Origin of the sequence: Pilimelia terevasa (genome assembly GCF_014647915.1) — a bacterium.
Taxonomy (GTDB): domain Bacteria; phylum Actinomycetota; class Actinomycetes; order Mycobacteriales; family Micromonosporaceae; genus Pilimelia; species Pilimelia terevasa.
Map to the genome: position 1 here is coordinate 125,092 of NZ_BMQC01000010.1, position 15,301 is coordinate 140,392.

Here is a 15,301-nt window from a genome sequence, read left to right on the forward strand (position 1 = left end):
CGGCAGGGCGCCCGTGTGTCGGGCAAACGGTACGCGTCCCTGTGTCGGTGACCGGGGGAGGACACACGGCGGCGGAGCACGGCCGCTCCTTTTCGTCCCTGCGGGTTCACCGGTGTCCCCTGATCGGGGGACGCGGGGTCGGCGTTCACTCCGATGGCCATGATCGGAGTGGACGGCCGGGGCGGTGGTCGGTGAGGGTGGGCCCCATGTCCTCTCCCGGGTGGCAGCCGCCCCGGCTGTCCGGCCGCCGGCTCGCGGCGGCCGTCGCGGCGGCCGCGCTGGGCGGCGCCGCTCTGGTGGCGCTGACGTGGTTCGGGTCGGCCGAGGGACTGGACCGGGCCGAGAAGTGGGTGTCGGTGTGCGCCACCCCTGTCTCCGTGGCGGGGACGGTGGCCGGTGTGCTCCTGGCGGTGTCGCAGTGGCGGCGGTCGCGGACTCCGACCCACGAGGAGGCCGTGCGGCCGCCGGACGGGCCGCCGATGCCCGCGCCCGTGCCGCGGGCGGACGCGGGAATGTCGGTCAGCGCGCAGCATTTCGGCAGCGGGGACCTGAACGTGGCCGAGGAGATCCGGCTGGAGCGGCGCGGGCGGGACCCCCGGTGACGGCGGGCCGGGACGACCCGTTGCCGCGCGCGGTGGCGCTCCATGGCGGCTCGGGAGACATCAATGTGGCCGGCCGCCTGGACATTCGTCGCGCCCCCCGGGTGCCGGTGACCCTGCCGCACCGGGTGGGTAACGCGCCCGCGCCGGTGGCGGCCCGGCAGGAGCGCGCCGCGGACGGCCGGCTCTGGGACGCGGTGGCCGCCGGTGGCGCGGCCGTGGTGGCCGGGCTGGGCGGTGTCGGCAAGACCCAGGTGGCCGCCGCGCTGGCGCACCGGCTGTGGGCCGGCGGTGCCCTGGACCTGCTGGTGTGGGTGTCGGCGACCTCGGCGCGGGCGGTCCGGGCGGGGTACGCGCTGGCCGCGGCGGACGTGACCGGGGTCGAGGACGAGGACGACCGCGACGGCGCCGACCGGTTCCTGAACTGGTTGCAGGCCCCGGGGCAGGCCGGCCTGCGCTGGCTGGTCGTGCTCGACGACGTCGGCGACCCGGCCGACCTGGCCGGGTGGTGGCCGCCGGTGCGCGCGGGCGGGGCGACGGTGGTGACCAGCCGCCGCCGCGACCACGACCTGACGGACGGCCGGGCGCTGGTCGACGTGGAGGCGTTCACCCCGGCGCAGGCGGTGGACTTCCTCACCGCGCGCCTGCGCGGGGACGCCCGGCGCCTGGTCGACGCCGGGCCGATGGCTGCCGATCTCGGTTTCCTGCCGCTGGCGCTGGACCAGGCGGCCGGCTACATCGGCAACAGGGGCATCGACTGCCGGGCGTACCGGCGCCGGTTCGCGCAGCGCGCGCTGGACGAGCTGGCGCCCACCGGGGTCGACCCGGCGGGCCGGCTGGCCAACGGGCAGCACCCGGTCGCGGTCACCTGGCGGCTGTCCGTCGAGGCCGCCGACGACCTCGACCCGGTCGGGCTGGCCCTTCCCCTGCTGCGCGTCGCGGCGCTGCTGGACGGCAGCGGCATCCCCCGGGCGGTCCTGACCAGCGCGCCGCTGCTGCGCTACCTCGCCGCCCAGGCCGGCCGGGAGGTCGACGGGGACGACCCGGCCGCGGCCGGTCGGTGGGCCGAGGACGCCGCCGACGCGGTGGAGAACCTGCGGCTGCTCAGCCTGCTCACGGTCGACGCCACCGGCCCCGCCGGCCGACGCCCCGACGGGGAGCGCCCCGGCGGACCCGACATCGCCGGTGACGTGGTGCGGGTGCACGCGCTCGTGCAGCGGGCGACCCGGGAGGCGGCCCGCAGGGACCTGCCCGGGGCGCAGACCTGGCGGCAGCTCGTCCACGCCGCGGCCGACGCGGTGCTCGCCGCCGCCGACCGCGCGGGCCGCGACCCGCGCGCCCAGGAGATCCTGCGCGGGAACGCCCGCACGCTGATCGCCCACGGCGGCGGGGACCTGTGGGTGCCTGACGGGCACCGGCTGCTGTACGGGCTGGGCGGGAGCCTGCGCGAATCGGGCCGCGTGGCGGCGGCCGCCGACTACTTCCGCGAGCTGGCCGACACCGCGGCCCGGTACCTCGGGCCGGACCACCCCGACACCCACCTGGCCCGCGGGAAGTACGCGCGCTGCCTGGACGCCGCGGGGCGGCACGCCCCCGCCGCGGCCGAGTACGACCGGCTCGCCCCGCACCGCCGCGGGGCGCCGGGCGACGACGACCAGAAGCTGGTCGCGCAGGCCAACCGCGCCACCGCGATCGGCAGCGCCGGCGACCCCAAGGCCGCCCTGCGCATCTTCACCGGCCTGGTCCGGTCCCGCACCAGGCTGCACGGGCCGCACGACCCCCGCACCCTCGTCACCCGGGCCAACCAGGCGCGCTGGCGCGGCGAGACCGGGGACCAGGTCGGGGCGCTACGGGCCTACGACGAGCTGGTCCCGCTGTTCGAGCGGACGTTCGGGCCGAGCGAGCAGACCCTGTGGGTGTACGGCCAGCAGGCGACCTGGCGCGGCGAGCTGGACCCCGCGGCGGGCGTCGCCGACCTGGCCCGGCTGCTGCCCGCCCAGTCCGCCCTGCTCGGCGCGCACGATCCGTCCACCTTGTTGACGCGCCACAACCTCGCCGGCCTGAAGGGTCGGGCGGGGAAGGTGGACGAGGCGGTCGGCGACCTCGCCGACCTGGTCGCCGACTGCGAACGGCACCTCGCCGAGCCCGACCACCCGGTCACCCTGATGGCGCGGAGCAGCCTGGCGCAGTACCTGCTCCTCGACCGCGGCGACGGTCCCGGCGCGTACCGTGTCCTGCGGGACCTGGTCAACGGCCAGACCCGGGCGCTGGGCGCCGACGCCCCCGCCACCGCGCGGACCGCGAAGGTCCTGACCCGCATCGAGGACGAGTACCGGCGCCGCCTCACCGCCTGGGTGGGCGCCAGGACCGGCCCCGGCCCGCACCACACGACGGTGGCCCGGCTGGCGTCGGACATCCGCGCCGACGCCGACCTGACCCGCCGCGCCCTGACGCGCCTCGTGGACACCGGGAAGCTCCGCCTGGCGCGCGGCGGCCAGGCCGGCGCGGTCGACCCGTCCGCCCTCACCGACCACGCGCGCTTCCAGGTCGTCGCGGCCTGACCGGCCGGGCGTCAGGGTCCGACGTGGCCGGTCAGGTGGACCCGCTCCCCGCCGCCCAGGCTGAACCGCCAGCGCCCGCCGGCGGCCTCCGCGGCTCCGAAGTCGACGCCGCCCGGCAGCAGGATCGGGGACCGGAACGCCACGTCCACCGCGTACGTCGCGGGCAGGCGCCCGTCGAGCGCGGCCAGGCAGCGCGCCTTGCTCCACATCCCGTGCGCGATCGGCCGCCGGAACCCGAACAGCCGCGCGCCCAGGGCGGAGGTGTGGATGGGGTTGCGGTCCCCGGAGACCGCCGCGTACGACCTGCCGACGCCGGTCCCCAGCTTCCAGCGGGCCACGGTCGGCGCGACCTCCCCGCCGCCCGCGGCCGACCCGGCCCCGGGGTCGCCGTGCCGCGCCCCGCCGCCGTGCGCCGCCGGATCCGCACCGGCCCCGGCGGCACCGGCGGCCGGCCCGTCGCCGTCCCCGCCGCCCGCGTCGGCGGCCCGCTCCCGCCGCAGGTACGTCGACACGCCGCGCCACGCCAGGCCGTCGGCGTCGGTCACCTCGACCGCCAGGTCGAACTGCCGGCCGCGCGGGTGCGGGCGCAGCTCCTCGGCGACGGCGGTGACCGTCAGCGTCGCGGACGCCGCCAGCTCCCGCAGCACCTCGATCCGGTTGGCCACGTGCACCAGCCCGACCATCGGGAACGGGAAGTCGTCCCGGGACATCAGCGCCATGGCCAGCGGGAACGCGAGCACGTGCGGGTACGTGGCCGGCAGCGCGTCGCGCAGCGGGAAGCCGCAGACCCGCGCGTAGGCCGCGAGGTGCGCCACGTCGACGGTGACCCCGTCCACCGCCAGCGCCGCCGCCGGCAGCGTCCGCGGCGCCTGCCGCCCGCCGCGCTGCCCGAGGGCGCGCGGCACGGGCAGCGCCCGGCCGACGGCCCGGCGGTAGAGCGGGCCGACCTCGGGCATCCGGTCCAGTTCGACGCGCATCACGCCCCCAGCAGGCTCTGGCCGCACACGCGGACGACGTTGCCGGTCACCCCGGCCGATCCGGGCGAGGCCAGCCAGGCGACCGTCTCGGCCACGTCCACCGGCAAACCGCCCTGGGCCAGGCTGTTCATCCGGCGGCCGGCCTCGCGCAGCAGGGTCGGCATCCGCGCCGTCATCTCCGTCTCGATGAAGCCCGGGGCCACCGCGTTGACGGTGACGCCGTCGGCGGCGAGCGCGGGCGCCAGCGCCCGGACCCAGCCGATGACGCCGGCCTTGCTGGCGGCGTAGTTGGTCTGCCCGCGGTTGCCGGCGATGCCCGCCATGGAGGCGACCCCGACGATCCGCCCCCCGGCCGGGATCAGGTGGGCGGCCCGCAGGCCGGCGGTGACCCGCTCGGGGGCCGTGAGGTTGACCGCCAAGACCGCGTCCCAGGCCTCCTCGGACATCCTGGCCAGCGTCTTGTCGCGGGTGATGCCCGCGTTGTGCACGAGGACGTCCACCCGGCCGTGCCGGGCGCCGAGGTAGTCGGCGAGCCGGGCGGGCGCGTCGGGCGCGGTGAGGTCGAGTTGCAGGGCGGTGCCGGCGACCGCGTTGGCGACACCGGCGAGGGCGTCGCCCGCGCCGGGCACGTCGAGCGCGACGACGTGCGCGCCGTCGCGGGCGAGGACCTCGGCGACGGCGGCGCCGATGCCGCGCGCGGCGCCGGTGACGACGGCGATCCGCCCGGCGAGCGGCCGGTCCCAGTCGGCGGGCGGCGGCGCGTCGGCGGTCACGGTGACGACCTGCCCGGAGACGTACGCCGAGCGGCCGGACAGCAGGAAGCGCAGCGTGGCCGCGATGCCCTCGCCGACCCCGGGCGCGACCTGGACGAGCTGGGCGGTGGTGCCCCGCCCGAACTCCTTGCCCACGCTGCGCACGAAGCCCTCCAGCGCCTGCTGCGCCGCGGCCCCGGCCGGCGTGCCGGCCGCACCGGGCGGCGTGCCGAGCACGACCACCCGGCCGCCGGGGGCGAGGCTGCGCGCCGCGGGGTGGAAGAAGTCGTACAGCCGCCGCAGGTCCACCACGTCGGTCAGCCCGGTGGCGTCGTAGACGAGCGCGCCGAGGCCCTCGCGTGGCCCGTCCACCACGTCGATCTTGGCCTCGGCCAGCACGGCGGCGACGGCGTCGGCCAACCGGCCGTCCCCGCCGCGGAGCACCGGCCCGGGCAGCGGGGGCGTCCCCTCCCGGTACCGGCGCAGCCGGGGTGGCCGCGGCAGCCCGAGTCGGGTGACCAGAGCCCGGCCGGGGCCGGAGTTCGCGAAGCTCGCGTACCGATCGGTCATGCCTTCAGCGTACTGATGGGTAGGGTGGGGACCATAGGGAAACGGCAACCACAAGGGGGCACCGTGCCTACAGACGCCGCCGCGCGGGCGGATTCCGCCGGCCCGGACACCACCGCCGTACCGCACCGGGCGACCCCCGGCCCGGGCGCCGTCCGCCGCGTCGCCGTCGTCGGCGGCAACCGGATCCCGTTCGCGCGCTCCCAGGGCCGGTACGCCGCCGCCTCGAACGCCGACATGCTCACCGCCGCCCTCGACGGGCTCGTGGCCCGCTACGGGCTGGCGGGCCAGCGCCTCGGCGAGGTCGTGGCCGGCGCCGTCCTCAAGCACAGCCGCGACTACAACCTGACCCGCGAGTGCGTCCTGGGCGCCAAGCTCGACCCGGCGACCCCGGCGTACGACCTCCAGCGCGCCTGCGGCACCGGGCTGGAGGCGGTGGTCACCGTCGCCAACAAGATCGCGCTCGGGCAGATCGACGTCGGCGTGGCCGGCGGCGTCGACACCACCTCGGACGCCCCGCTGGCGCTGAACGAGGACATGCGCCGCACGCTGCTGGACATCAACGCCGCGCGGTCGCTGGGCGGGCGCCTGCGGGCGGCCAGCCGGCTGCGCCCGCACCAGGCGTTCCAGCCGGAGACCCCGCGCAACGCCGAGCCGCGCACCGGGTACTCGATGGGCGAGCACGCCGCCATGACCGCGCGCCGCTGGGGCGTCCCGCGGGCGGAGCAGGACGCGCTGGCGCTCGCCTCGCACCAGCGGCTGGCCGCGGCGTACGACGAGGGGTTCTTCGACGACCTGGTCACGCCCTACCTCGGGCTCACCCGGGACCAGAACCTGCGCGCGGACACCACGGCCGAGAAGTTGGCGTCGCTGCGGCCGGTCTTCGGCACCCAGGGGCCGCACGCCGACGAGGCGACGATGACGGCCGGCAACTCGTCCCCGCTCACCGACGGCGCCGCCGTGGTGCTGCTGGCCACCGAGGAGTGGGCGCGGGAGCGGCAGTTGCCGGTACTGGCCTGGTTCGACGGCGCGCAGACGGCGGCGGTCGACTTCGTGCACGGCGACGAGGGTCTGCTGATGGCGCCGGTGTACGCGGTGCCGAAGCTGCTGGCCCGGCACGGGCTGGGCCTGGCCGACATGGACTACGTCGAGATCCACGAGGCGTTCGCCTCGCAGGTGCTGGCGACCCTGGCGGCGTGGGAGTCGCCGGAGTTCTGCCGCGAGCGGCTGGGGCTGCCCGGCCCGCTGGGCAAGATCGAACGGTCCCGGCTCAACGTGCACGGCTCGTCGCTGGCGGCGGGCCACCCGTTCGCGGCCACCGGCGGCCGGATCGTGGCGACGCTGGCCAAGCTCCTGTCGGCCCACCGGCTGCCGGCGCGCGGGCTGATCTCGATCTGCGCGGCCGGCGGCCAGGGCGTCACCGCCCTGCTCTCCGCTCCCGCCTAGCGGCCGCCCGGCCGGCGCCCGCCGGGCGAACCGGGACGAACGCCCGTCGGCCCGGCCCGATCCGCGGACCGCGCCCGGCGCGTCGGTGGCGGCTGGCCGGCGGACGGTAGCCTGGGCGGGTGACTGTGCCGAACGTGCTCGCCTCCCGTTACGCCTCCGCCGAGCTGGTGGAGCTGTGGTCGCCCGCCGAGAAGGTGCGGATGGAGCGCCGGCTGTGGCTCGCCGTGCTGCGGGCCCAGCGCGACCTCGGCGTCGCCGTGCCCGACGGGGTCGTGGAGGCGTACGAGGCGGCCGTCGACCTCGTCGACCTGGACGCCATCGCCGCCCGCGAGCGGGTCACCCGGCACGACGTGAAGGCCCGGATCGAGGAGTTCTGCGACCGCGCCGGCCACCAGCACATCCACAAGGGCATGACGTCGCGGGACCTCACCGAGAACGTCGAGCAGCTCCAGATCCGCGCGTCGATGCTGCTGGTCCGCGAGCGGATCGCGGCCGCGCTGGCCCGGCTGGGCGCGCGCGCCACGCAGTACGGCGACCTGGTGCTGACCGGCCGCTCGCACAATGTCGCCGCGCAGGCCACCACGCTGGGCAAGCGGTTCGCGTCCGCGGCCGAGGAGCTGCTGATCGCGTACGAGCGGCTGTCGGACCTGATCGCCCGGTACCCCCTGCGCGGCGTCAAGGGGCCGGTCGGCACCGCCGCCGACCAGCTCGACCTGTTCGACGGCGACGCCGCGAAGGTGGCCGCGCTGGAGGCGCGGGTCGCCGCGCACCTCGGGTTCGGCCGGGTGCTGGACAGCGTCGGCCAGGTGTACCCGCGCTCGCTGGACTTCGACGTCCTGTCGGCGTTGGCGCAGACCGCCGCGGCGCCGTCCTCGCTGGCCACGACGATCCGGCTGATGGTGGGCCAGGAGCTGGCGACCGAGGGCTTCCGGCCGGGCCAGGTCGGCTCGTCGGCGATGCCGCACAAGATGAACACCCGCTCCTCGGAGCGGATCAACGGGCTGGCGGTCGTGGTCCGCGGCTACCTGGCGATGATCGGCGAGCTGGCCGGCGACCAGTGGAACGAGGGGGACGTCTCCTGCTCGGTCGTCCGCCGGGTCGCGCTGCCGGACGCCTTCTTCGCGCTGGACGGCCTGTTCCAGACGTTCCTCACGGTGCTGGACGAGTTCGGCGCCTACCCGGCCGTGGTCGGCCGCGAGCTGGACCGCTTCCTGCCCTTCCTGGCCACCACCAAGGTCCTGGTCGCCGCCGTGCGGGCGGGCGTGGGCCGGGAGGTCGCCCACGAGGCGATCAAGGAGCACGCCGTCGCGGTGGCGCTGGCGATGCGGGAGAAGGGCACCGCCGACAACGACCTGCTGGACAGGCTGGCCGGCGACGAGCGGCTGCGGCTGTCCCGGCGGGACATCGACGCGCTGGTCGGGGACCGGGCCTCGTTCGTCGGGGCGGCGCCGGCCCAGGTCGCGGCGGTCACCGCGCGCATCGCCGCGATCCTGGCCGCCCACCCGGCCGCCGCCGCGTACACCCCGGCCGACATTCTCTGACCCGCTGCGCGAGTACCGCGCAAACGTATTTCACAGCGACTCGCTGGAATCTATTCACATCTATTCGGGTGTCCTATCTTCGAGCTTGTCGGCACATTCCCCGCCGGCACCGGGAGGGAGCTACCCATGACCCGTCTCCGCCGCTGGAGCGCCGTCGGCCTGGCCGGCGCCCTGCTCGCCGCCGCCGCCGGGGTCGCCCACGCCGACCCCGCGCCGCCCACCGCGCAGGTGGTCGGCGGCACGCCGGCCAGGCAGGGCGACTACCCGTGGATGACCCGGATGAAGACGGGGTGGGGCGGCTGCGGCGGGACGCTGGTGTCGCCGGACGTCGTCATCACGGCGGCGCACTGCTACAAGTTCGGCGGCGAGGGCATCACGGCCTGGATCGGCAACGTGAACTTCGCCGAGGGCGAGCAGCGCAAGGGCGTGTCCAAAGTCAACGGCAAGGGCGAGGGGGCCGGCGACTGGTCGGTGGTGAAGCTGGACAAGCCGTACGCCGCCGCGTCGTACCCCGTCTTCCCGGCCGACGGCGCCCACGACGCCGGGCCGACGTTCCGGGCGATGGGCTGGGGGGCGACCAAGGAGAACGGACAGACCAGCAAGGTACTGCTCCAGGTGGACCTGCCGAAGGTGGACGACGCGCTGTGCGCCGCGAACGGCAACATCCAGGCCGAGGTGTGCGCCGGGGACTACGAGAAGGGCGGGATCGACACCTGCCAGGGCGACTCCGGCGGACCCCTGGTGAAGCGCGACGGCGACCGGTGGGTGTTCGTCGGGATCGTCAGCCGCGGCGTGGGCTGTGCCCGGCCGAAGAACCCCGGCTACTACACCCGGGTCAGCGCCTTCCGCGACGACATCCGCAAGGCCATCCAGCAGCTCGGCGGGCAACTGCCCGCGGGCCTCTGAGCCGTCGTCGGGGCGGCCGGGGCAGGCCGGCCGCCCCGACGACGCCCGCCGCGCCGCGGGCCGCGCCCCCTCCCGGTACCGCCGCACCCGAAGGAGCGTCATGACCCGCATCCGCACCGCCCGCCGCCGCCGGCTGGCCGCGGCGCTCGCCGCCGGCCTGCTGGCCGCGAGCCTCCCCGCCGCGGCGTCGGCGTCGCCCGCGGCCGTACTGCCCGCCGCGCCGGACGCTGCCGCACCGCCGGCCGCCGGGCCGCCGCCGGGCGTCGAGGACTACGCGGGCATCGTCAACCTCTGGGGCTGCTCGGGCTCGCTGGTGCGGTTCCGGCAGTCGCTGGACACCGACCGCGCCCTGGTCCTCACCAACGGCCACTGCTGGGAGAAGGGCTTCCCGACGGCCGACCAGGTCATCTACCGGGAGCCCAGCACCCGCACGGCACTCGTCCTGCAGCCCGACGGCAAGGACCTGGGGACCGGTTTCAAGGCCGACCAGATCGCGTACGGCACCATGCTGGACACCGACGCGCTGGTCTACCGGCTCGCCGCCACCTACGCCGACGTCCGGGCGCGGACCGGGATCGCGCCGCTGACGCTGGCGGACCGGCCGCCGACGCCGCCGGTGAAGGTCGTCGTCAACTCCGGGGCCAAGAAGAAGATCTACCGCTGCACGTACGACAAGCAGATCCACCGGCTCAGGGAGGGCTCCTGGGTCTGGAAGGACGCCCTCCGGTACCCGGACTGCAAGGTCGTCCCCGGTACGTCCGGCTCGCCGGTCATCGACGTGGCCACCGGCCTGGTGGTGGGCGTGAACAACACGACCCCGATGGGCGGCGGCGACTGCCAGTTCAACAACCCGTGCGAGGTGGACGAGGCGGGGAAGGTCACGGTGACCAGGGACGCCGGCTACGGCACCCAGACGTACCTGTTCACGGAGTGCCTGAACGACCGCCGGGAGATCGACCTGGCCGTGCCGACGTGCCGGCTGCCCGGGCCGAAGCGCTGACCGGCGCGGCGGTGTCCAACGTGTCAGCTCGCCGCGGCGAGGTGGTTGCCCGGCCGGACGCCGTTCGCGCGCAGGGAGACGACCACGGCGGTGCCGTACGCGCAGATCTCGATCCAGGACGAGGTCAGGTTGCGGTGGTCGAACCGCATGGCCACGATGGCGTTCGCGCCGCGGGACAGCGCGTTCTGGGCCATCCGCTCCACCGCCTCCTCGCGCCAGCGGGTGAGCATTTCGAACATGCGGGGATTGGTGCCGCCGTGCAGCGACTTGATTCCTTCGTTGAAGGGATTGTTGGAGCGCGCGGTGATTCCGATTACCTCGCCGAGTACGTCGCGGATCTCGTATCCGGGAAGATTGTCCGTGGTCACGACCAACATGAGCGAAGTTTAGTCCGGTGTGCCCTGTCGGGGGCGGCGATTGCGGAAAGCCCGGGGATCTGATGTGGCCTGCGCCACAGCAGAAAAGTCCGTGCCGCGCGGGCCTTTGGCGCGTCTTTCACCCGCGCGACGCATCCGGCCCCGAAAGCGTCGTACCCGCTTGCTAACGCCGCCGCCGTCATTTCCGGCGGGCGGGACATCAGCACACGACGCCGTGCGGGAAATGTCACCTGGCTCGCCGGCCAGGGCGCCTCCTAGGATCGGCGGAGACCACCCCCTCCGAAAGGTCCCCCCGTGGAGTTCGCGCTCGTGGCGCTGACGGCCTTCCTCCTGATCGTCCCGGTGGAGCTGCCCGACAAGACGTTCATCGCCACGCTGGTTCTGGGCACCCGGTATCCGCCGCTGCCGGTCTGGCTGGGCGTGGTCGCGGCGTTCGGGGTCCAGTGCCTCGTCGCGGTCACCGCGGGGCACCTGGTCAGCGCGCTGCCCCAGCGTCCGGTCTCGTTCGCGGCCGCCGGGCTGTTCGCCGTCGGCGCGGGCCTGCTCGCCTGGCGCGGCCGCCGGGCCGACGCCGAGGGCGCGGCCCAGGAGCGGGAGTACGGCGACCGGCTCGCCGGCCGCGACGCCCGCCGCGGGTGGAAAGCGGCGGCGGCCAGCTTCGTCGTCCTGTTCACGGCGGAGTGGGGCGACCTGTCGCAACTGCTCGCCGTCGCGCTGGTGGCCAGGGGCCAGCCGCCCGTCGCGGTGTTCCTCGGATCCTGGGCGGCATTGACGCTGGTCTCCGGCGCCGCGGTGCTGTCGGGCCGGTGGCTGCTCACCCGGGTGAAGCTGTCGGTGATCACCTACATCGGGGCGGCCGTGTGCGCCGTGCTGGCTGTCGTGACAGTCGTCACGGCGTGGTGAGCGGGCGTCACCCGGCCGGTGGATCTCTCGCTCATCCGGGTACGCTGACCCCCAGTTCCATCCCCGCGCAACCCGCGTTTACGCAGGTCCGGTAGCACAGCAGGTCGGGCCGTGGCGTAGGCCGCGGCGACCTAGGCAGGAGACCTCCAGTGGCTCGCGTCGTCGTTGACGTCATGCTCAAGCCCGAAATTCTCGACCCGCAGGGTCAGGCAGTCGCGGACGCACTGCCCCGGCTCGGCATCTCCGAGGTCGCCTCGGTGCGGATCGGCCGGCGCGTCGAGATCGAGTTCACCGGCGAGGCCGACCTGGAGCGGGCCCGCGAGATCGCCGACAAGCTGCTCGCCAACCCCGTGATCGAGGACTTCGCCGTCTCCGCGCCGCAGGAGGGTCCGGCCGCATGAGCGCACGCGTGGGCGTCGTCACCTTCCCCGGCTCGCTCGACGACGGGGACGCCGCGCGCGCGGTCCGGCTGGCCGGCGGCGACGCGGTGCGCCTCTGGCACGCCGACGCCGACCTGCACGGCGTCGACGCGGTGGTCCTGCCGGGCGGCTTCTCGTACGGCGACTACCTGCGCGCCGGGGCCATCGCCCGGTTCGCGCCGGTCATGACCTCGATCGTCGCGGCGGCCGGGGCCGGCCTGCCCGTCCTGGGCATCTGCAACGGATTCCAGGTCCTGTGCGAGGCGCACCTGCTGCCCGGCGCGCTGACCCGCAACCAGCACCTGCACTTCCGCAACCGCGACCAGGTCCTGCGGATCGAGTCCACGCGCACGGCCTTCACGCGCGCGTACGCCGACGCGCAGGAGATCCTCGTCCCGGTCAAGAACGGCGAGGGCTGCTACGTCGCCGACGCCCGGACCCTCGACGCGCTGGAGGCCGAGGGACGCGTCGTCGCCCGCTACGTCGGGGAGAATCCCAACGGCTCCCTGCGGGACATCGCCGGCATCACCAACGAGGCGGGCAACGTGGTGGGCCTCATGCCGCACCCCGAGCACGCCGTCGAGGCGCTGACCGGCCCGTCGCAGGACGGGCTCGGCTTCTTCACCTCGATTTTCAGCCACCTCGGCCGCCCCACCGCGGCCAGCGACACTGCCGCCGCGAACGCCCCCGGAGCCTCCGTATGACCGCAGCGCCCGAACCCGCCACCGCCCCGGCCGCGCCCGCCGCCACCGCGCCGGCCCCCGCCGCCCCCGCGGTCGACACCGTCCCGGCCGCCGCGGACACCGCCGACCGCCCCCAGCCGTACGCCGAGCTGGGGCTGCGCGACGACGAGTACGACAAGATCCGCGAGATCCTCGGCCGCCGCCCGACCGAGTCCGAACTGGCCATGTACTCGATCATGTGGAGCGAGCACTGCTCGTACAAGTCGAGCAAGGTGCACCTGCGCCAGTTCAGCGAGAAGGCCCCGACCGACACCCGGATGCTGGCCGGCATCGGGGAGAACGCGGGCGTCGTCCAGATCTCCGACGAGCTGGCCGTCACGTTCAAGGTCGAGTCGCACAACCACCCCAGCTTCGTCGAGCCGCACCAGGGCGCGGCCACCGGCGTCGGCGGCATCGTGCGCGACATCCTCGCCATGGGCGCCCGGCCGATCGCCGTGATGGACCCGCTGCGCTTCGGCGCCGCCGACCACCCCGACACCGCCCGGGTGCTCCCCGGCGTCGTCGCCGGCATCGGCGGGTACGGCAACTGCCTCGGCCTGCCCAACATCGGCGGCGAGGTCGTCTTCGACCCCTGCTACCAGGGAAACCCGCTGGTCAACGCCCTGTGCGTCGGCGTCCTGCCGGTGTCCCGCCTCCAGAACAAGGCCGCGGCCGGCGCCGGCAACGTGGTCGTCCTGATGGGCGCCAAGACCGGCCGCGACGGCATCGGCGGGGTCTCCGTGCTCGCGTCGGCCACCTTCGACGACGAGTCGGCGCAGCGCCGCCCGTCGGTGCAGGTCGGCGACCCGTTCACCGAGAAGCTGCTGATCGAGTCCTGTCTGGAGATCTACGACGCCGGCCTTGTCGTCGGCATCCAGGACCTCGGCGGCGCCGGCCTGACCTGCGCGCTGTCCGAGACCGCCGCCGCGGCCGGCACGGGGATGCGGGTCGAGCTGGAGAAGGTGCCGCTGCGCGAGGCGTCGATGGCCCCGCACGAGGTACTGGCCAGCGAGTCGCAGGAGCGGATGCTGCTGATCGTCGCGCCGGAGCGGCTCGACGAGGTCCTCGACATCGCCGACCGGTGGGGCGTCATCGCCACCGCCATCGGCGAGGTCACCGACGCCGACGACGCCGACAAGGCCGGCCGCCTGGTCATCACCTGGCACGGCGAGACCGTGGTGGACGTACCGCCGGGCTCGCTCGCCGACGACGGGCCGGTGTACCAGCGCCCGATGCGCGAGCCGTCCGACCTGATCCTGCTCCAGGCCGACCGGGCCGAGACGCTGCCGCGCCCGCACACCGGGGACGCGCTGCGCGAGACGGTGCTCACGATGGCCGCCTCGCCGAACCTGTGCGACAAGAGCTGGGTCACCGAGCAGTACGACCGGTACGTGCTCGGCAACACCGTGCTGGCGCAGCCGTCGGACGCGGGCATGATCCGCATCGACGAGGCGACCGGGCTCGGCGTCGCGCTGTCGGTGGACGGCAACGGCCGGTACTCCCGCCTCGACCCGTACCGCGGCGCCCAGCTCGCCCTCGCCGAGGCGTACCGCAACGTCGCCGTCAGCGGCGCCACGCCGATCGCCGTCAGCGACTGCCTCAACTTCGGCTCGCCCGAGGACCCGGGCGTCATGTGGCAGTTCGCCGAGACCTGCCGCGGCCTGGCCGACGGCTGCCAGGAGCTGGGCATCCCGGTGACCGGCGGCAACGTCAGCTTCTACAACCAGACCGGCTCGATGGCGATCCACCCGACGCCGGTCGTCGGCGTCCTCGGCGTGATCGACGACGTGGCCGGCCGGGTGCCCACGGGCTTCCGCCCCGAGGCCGACGTCCTCATGCTGCTCGGCGAGACCCGCAACGAGCTGTCCGGCTCCGAGTGGGCCTGGGTCGCGCACCAGCACCTCGGCGGGGTACCCCCGAAGGTCGACCTGGCCGCCGAGCGCCGGCTCGGCCTCGCGGTCGCCGCGGGCGCGCGCGCCGGCCTGGTCAGCGCCGCGCACGACCTGTCCGACGGCGGCCTCGCCCAGGCGCTGGTCGAGTCGTGCCTGCGGCACGGGGTCGGGGCGCAGGTGGCGCTGCCCGACGGGCCGCTGGACGCGTTCACGATGCTGTTCGCCGAGTCGGCCGGCCGGGCGCTGGTCGCGGTACCGCGCGGGCACGAGAAGGCGTTCGCGGGGTTGTGCGACGAGCAGGGCGTGCCGTGGACGGCGCTGGGCGTCGTCGACCCGCACCAGCCGGCGCTGACCGTCCGGGACCAGTTCACGCTGCCGCTGGCCGAGCTGCGCGAGGCGGCGACCGCCACCCTGCCGGGCCTGTTCGACGGCCCGGCGGCGGCGGTCCGGGAGACGCCGGCCGAGGCCCGCGACGCCGTCGGTACCCCGACCGCGGACGCCACCGCCACGGCGTCGACCGGCAGCCCGTCCACGACGCCGCCGCCCACCCCGGCGGCGGCCAAGAGCCCGACGGCGACCGCCGGGAAGCCGACGCCCCCCACGGAGCCCCCGACCGAGGCCGAAGCCTCACCGGCCACG

At 75.5% G+C, this 15,301-nt stretch carries 12 protein-coding genes and 1 pseudogene; 10 read left to right on the forward strand and 3 right to left on the reverse strand.

Annotated elements, in window-relative coordinates:
• The first annotated feature begins 206 nt into the window (after positions 1 to 206).
• Together IEY75_RS15095 and IEY75_RS15100 are read left to right on the forward strand one after the other, a co-directional pair.
• Entirely contained in the window at positions 207 to 602 is a 396-nt protein-coding gene (locus IEY75_RS15095; RefSeq protein ID WP_189114985.1) for a hypothetical protein, read from the forward strand.
• 125 nt (positions 603 to 727) lie between these two features.
• Positions 728 to 3,160 carry a tetratricopeptide repeat protein gene (locus IEY75_RS15100; RefSeq protein WP_189114986.1) on the forward strand — a complete coding sequence of 811 codons (2,433 nt, stop codon included), beginning with the start codon at positions 728 to 730 and terminating at the stop codon, positions 3,158 to 3,160.
• 11 nt (positions 3,161 to 3,171) lie between these two features.
• Here the strand turns inward: IEY75_RS15100 and IEY75_RS15105 are convergent, their stop codons facing one another.
• Positions 3,172 to 4,137 (reverse strand): MaoC/PaaZ C-terminal domain-containing protein, encoded by a 966-nt coding sequence (locus tag IEY75_RS15105; RefSeq protein ID WP_189114987.1) that lies wholly within the window; start codon positions 4,135 to 4,137, stop codon positions 3,172 to 3,174.
• Positions 4,137 to 5,459 (reverse strand): 3-oxoacyl-ACP reductase, encoded by a 1,323-nt coding sequence (locus IEY75_RS15110; protein ID WP_189114988.1) that lies wholly within the window; start codon positions 5,457 to 5,459, stop codon positions 4,137 to 4,139. The genes IEY75_RS15105 and IEY75_RS15110 overlap by 1 nt, the downstream gene beginning before the upstream one ends.
• A gap of 63 nt (positions 5,460 to 5,522) precedes the next feature.
• Here IEY75_RS15110 and IEY75_RS15115 point away from each other — a divergent pair, with 63 nt between their 5' ends.
• The 4 genes from IEY75_RS15115 (at position 5,523) to IEY75_RS15130 (ending at position 10,349) form a co-directional block, all read left to right on the forward strand.
• The gene (locus IEY75_RS15115) at positions 5,523 to 6,902 is read left to right on the forward strand and encodes an acetyl-CoA C-acetyltransferase (protein ID WP_268244357.1); all 1,380 of its coding nucleotides are present in this window, start codon (positions 5,523 to 5,525) and stop codon (positions 6,900 to 6,902) included.
• Between the two features lie 119 nt (positions 6,903 to 7,021).
• Positions 7,022 to 8,443, forward strand: a complete 1,422-nt coding sequence (gene purB, locus IEY75_RS15120; protein ID WP_189114990.1) for an adenylosuccinate lyase — start codon at positions 7,022 to 7,024, stop codon at positions 8,441 to 8,443.
• A 126-nt stretch (positions 8,444 to 8,569) separates the two neighbouring features.
• Positions 8,570 to 9,349, forward strand: coding sequence for a S1 family peptidase (locus IEY75_RS15125; RefSeq protein WP_189114991.1), 780 nt, complete (start codon positions 8,570 to 8,572; stop codon positions 9,347 to 9,349).
• Positions 9,350 to 9,449: 100 nt separating this feature from the next.
• Positions 9,450 to 10,349: a trypsin-like peptidase domain-containing protein gene (locus tag IEY75_RS15130; protein ID WP_189114992.1), complete on the forward strand. Its 900-nt coding sequence runs from the start codon at positions 9,450 to 9,452 to the stop codon at positions 10,347 to 10,349.
• 23 nt (positions 10,350 to 10,372) lie between these two features.
• Here IEY75_RS15130 and IEY75_RS15135 read toward each other — a convergent pair whose 3' ends face one another.
• Positions 10,373 to 10,726, reverse strand: a complete 354-nt coding sequence (locus IEY75_RS15135; RefSeq protein WP_189114993.1) for a YbjQ family protein — start codon at positions 10,724 to 10,726, stop codon at positions 10,373 to 10,375.
• 294 nt (positions 10,727 to 11,020) lie between these two features.
• Here IEY75_RS15135 and IEY75_RS15140 point away from each other — a divergent pair, with 294 nt between their 5' ends.
• From IEY75_RS15140 to purL, 4 genes and pseudogenes are all read left to right on the forward strand, one after another.
• Positions 11,021 to 11,629 (forward strand): TMEM165/GDT1 family protein, encoded by a 609-nt coding sequence (locus tag IEY75_RS15140; protein ID WP_189114994.1) that lies wholly within the window; start codon positions 11,021 to 11,023, stop codon positions 11,627 to 11,629.
• A gap of 149 nt (positions 11,630 to 11,778) precedes the next feature.
• Complete coding sequence (gene purS, locus IEY75_RS15145; protein WP_189114995.1) at positions 11,779 to 12,030, forward strand: phosphoribosylformylglycinamidine synthase subunit PurS; 252 nt, start codon at positions 11,779 to 11,781, stop codon at positions 12,028 to 12,030.
• Positions 12,027 to 12,752, forward strand: a complete 726-nt coding sequence (gene purQ / locus IEY75_RS15150) for a phosphoribosylformylglycinamidine synthase subunit PurQ (RefSeq protein ID WP_189114996.1) — start codon at positions 12,027 to 12,029, stop codon at positions 12,750 to 12,752. The genes purS and purQ overlap by 4 nt, the downstream gene beginning before the upstream one ends.
• Positions 12,749 to 15,292: pseudogene (purL, locus tag IEY75_RS15155) on the forward strand (phosphoribosylformylglycinamidine synthase subunit PurL); the annotation flags it as partial. The gene purQ and the pseudogene purL, both read left to right, overlap by 4 nt.
• Positions 15,293 to 15,301 lie beyond the last annotated feature (9 nt).